At 49.1% G+C, this 1969-nt stretch carries 1 protein-coding gene; it reads right to left on the bottom strand.

Going from position 1 to position 1969, the window contains the following annotated elements; genetic code table 11:
• A partial coding sequence (locus tag OQJ75_RS22400) for a VCBS domain-containing protein (RefSeq protein WP_266067291.1) occupies nucleotides 1-1969 on the bottom strand: 1969 nt, incomplete at both ends.

Here is a 1969-nt window from a genome sequence, read left to right as displayed (position 1 = left end):
ACACCAGCGATATCGGTATTGGAGAAGTGTGCTTCGCCTGTATCAACATCGGTTATAGTGAGTGTGCCAGAGGTGTGCAGTTGAGATTCCTCAGTGACAGTGCCAGTATTGGAATCTCCAATAATCGCTTTGTCATTAGTACCATTAACAGTGATCTTGACTTGATGAGCAGTGCCATCAGCAGAATGAACAGTGATGGTATCGGTAGCTGTTGCGCCTTTGCCTAAGGCTTGTACTGTTGGGTTCGTATTATCTAAATCGTACGTCCATTTACCTGAGTCCGTTAGATGCAGAGTACCTAACACGCCAGCAATGTCGGTATTTGAGAAGTGCGCTTCACCAGTATCAACATCAGTCACGGTGAGTGTACCTGAGGTTTGTAGGTGAGACTCTTCCGTTACTGCACCTGTATTGGTACCAGAAATAACGGCTTTGTCGTTGGTGCCATTCACCGTAATGCTCAGCTGGTGTGGCGTCCCATCGGCAGAGTGAATCGTGATGGTATCAATTGCCGTAGCCCCTTTGCCTAAGGCTTGTACCGTCGGATTGGTGTTATCTAAATCGTAGGTCCACGATCCTGAGTCCGTCAGATGCAACGTACCCAACGACCCTGCGATATCGGTATTGGAGAAATGAGCTTCACCAGTATCCACATCAGTTACAGTGAGTGTGCCTGAGGTGTGCAGTTGAGACTCTTCGGTGACGGCACCTGTATTAGCACCACCAATCACAGCGGCATCATTAGTGCCGTTCACAGTAATGGTCACCTGATTTGGCGTTCCATCGACAGAGTGAACCGTGATGACGTCAGTTGCCGTAGCCCCTTTACCTAAGGCTTGTACCGTCGGGTTGGTGTTGTCTAAATCGTACGTCCACGATCCTGAGTCTGTCAGATGCAACGTGCCCAACGACCCTGCGATATCGGTATTGGAGAAGTGGGCTTCACCTGTGTCAACATCGGTTATAGTGAGTGTGCCTGATGTGTGCAGTTGAGACTCTTCGGTGACGGCACCTGTATTAGTACCACCAATCACGGCTTTGTCGTTGGTGCCGTTTACTATGATCGTCACTTGATGCGATGTGCCATCTGCCGAATGAACGGTAATCGTGTCGGTGGCAGTAGCGCCTTTGTCTAAGGCTTGCACTGATGGGTTGGTGTTATCTAGGTCGTAACTCCAAGCTCCATTATCTTTGAGGTGGAGCGTGCCTAAAGCACCAGCAATATCGGTATTGGAGAAATGTGCTTCCCCCGTATCGACGTCAGTAATCGTCAATGTACCGGATGTTTGAAGTTGAGCTTCTTCCGTTACTGCACCGGAGTTGGTGCCACCGATTACAGCGGAATCATTAGTACCGTTTACGGTAATCGTCACTTGATGCGGAGTGCCATCAGCTGAATGAACGGTAATTGTATCGGTGGCAGTAGTGCCTTTGCTTAAGACTTGCACTTGTGGGTTTGTGTTATCGAGATCGTAACTCCAAGCACCATTGTCTTTGAGGTGGAGCGTGCCTAAAACACCTGCAACATCCGTATTGGAGAAATGTGCTTCCCCCGTATCGGCGTCAGTAATCGTCAATGTTCCGGATGTTTGTAGTTGAGTTTCTTCAGTCACTGCACCGGAGTTAGTGCCACCGATTACAGCGGAATCATTAGTACCGTTTACGGTAATCGTCACTTGGTGTGGTGTGCCATCAGCCGACTGAACGGTAATCGTATCGGTCGCAGTAGCGCCTTTGCCCAAAGCTTGCACTTGTGGATTGGTGTTATCGAGATCGTAAGTCCAGACACCATTATCTTTGAGGTGGAGCGTACCTAAAGCACCTGCAACATCGATATTGGAGAAGTGCGCTTCACCCGTATCGACGTCAGTAATTGTCAATGTTCCGGATGCTTGCAGTTGAGTTTCTTCAGTCACTGCACCGGAGTTGGTGCCACCGATTACAGCGGAATCATTAGTACCGTTTACGG

The organism is Vibrio sp. 14G-20 (assembly GCF_026241515.1).
In the GTDB taxonomy this organism is placed as follows: Bacteria; Pseudomonadota; Gammaproteobacteria; order Enterobacterales; family Vibrionaceae; genus Vibrio.
Note: the sequence above shows the minus strand (reverse complement) of the source record. Positions and strands in the feature narration are given on the sequence as shown.